At 55.4% G+C, this 1,259-nt stretch carries 1 protein-coding gene; it reads left to right on the plus strand.

Annotated features, from left to right (window positions below; all coding sequences use genetic code 11):
• Positions 1-83: 83 nt before the first annotated feature.
• On the plus strand, positions 84-1,208 hold the full coding sequence (locus tag ACNFCH_RS25825) for an IS481 family transposase (protein WP_416744502.1): 1,125 nt from the start codon (positions 84-86) through the stop codon (positions 1,206-1,208).
• Positions 1,209-1,259 lie beyond the last annotated feature (51 nt).

The following is a 1,259-nucleotide window of genomic DNA, read 5'->3' on the forward strand; positions in this document are numbered from 1 at the left end:
TGTAGAGACCGGACACATGGTGGACACGTGTGCGGAGACATGGTTGACACTTCCCGGCAGCCCCCTTTGCCAGGATTTTCGCCATGCCTTGGAACGTGAGAAACGCCATGAGCCTGAAAGAAGAGTTCGTATCCCTGGCGCGACAACCGGATGCCAATATTCGAGAGTTATGCCGACGCTTCAGCATCAGTCCTCAAACCGGATACAAGTGGCTGCGCCGTTTTGAACAAGGTGGCTCGGCCGCTCTACAAGAACGATCTCGGAGGCCGGCTAGTAGCCCTCGCTTGACCGAGGCTGCGTTGGAAGCAGAAGTCGTTGCACTTCGACAGGAGCACCCGGCCTGGGGCGGACGCACAATCAGCAGCCTGCTGAGCAAGCGTATTGCCCCCAGCACCGTCACCAACGTGTTGCACCGCCATGAACTGATCCAGAGCCCAGAGAAGGCGCGAGAGGCGCGGCTTAGGTTTGAGCACGATGCGCCCAACGATCTCTGGCAGATGGACTTCAAAGGGCACTTCGCCCTGCAACAAGGCCGGTGTCATCCGCTGACCATTCTTGACGACCATTCCCGCTTCAATTTGGCTATTCACGCTTGCGATAACGAGCGAGGAACGACGGTCAAGGAGAAGATGACTGAGGTTTTCCAGCGCTACGGCCTACCGGTCCGAATCAACGTCGATAATGGTGCTCCCTGGGGCTCACCGCGTAATCCTGGAGAGGTTACAGAACTGAGCATTTGGTTGATTCGACTAGGGATACAGATAAGTTTCAGTCGCCCGTACCACCCTCAAACGAATGGCAAAATTGAGCGTTTCCACCGTTCTTTGAAGGCTGAAGTACTCGATGGGCGGCAGTTCTCGACCTTGGCGCAAGCTCAGACGGCGTTTGACCGATGGCGGGAAATTTACAACTTACAGCGCCCTCATCAGGCTTTGGGGTATCAAGTGCCAATGGCCAGATATCACCCCAGCCCATGGGCCTACCCAAATCAGCTTGAAGAATTTGAATATGGGCCGGACGATGTCCTGGCCAAGGTTTACCACAGTCGCTTTCGCTTCCAGAAACGCTATTTCAGCATCGCAAAAGGCTTGGTTGGGCAGACCATAGCGATACGCCCCGGGCGAGACGGTGCGGGCATGTTCGATGTCTACTTTTGCCATCAACGCCTGCGCACCATCGACGTGAATAAACCTGATTACGGACCATAATGTGTCAACCATGTCTCCGCACACGTGTCAGCGATGTGTCCGGTCTCTACA

Source organism: Pseudomonas sp. NY15354 (assembly GCF_048068075.1).
GTDB classification, from domain to species: domain Bacteria; phylum Pseudomonadota; class Gammaproteobacteria; order Pseudomonadales; family Pseudomonadaceae; genus Aquipseudomonas; species Aquipseudomonas guariconensis_C.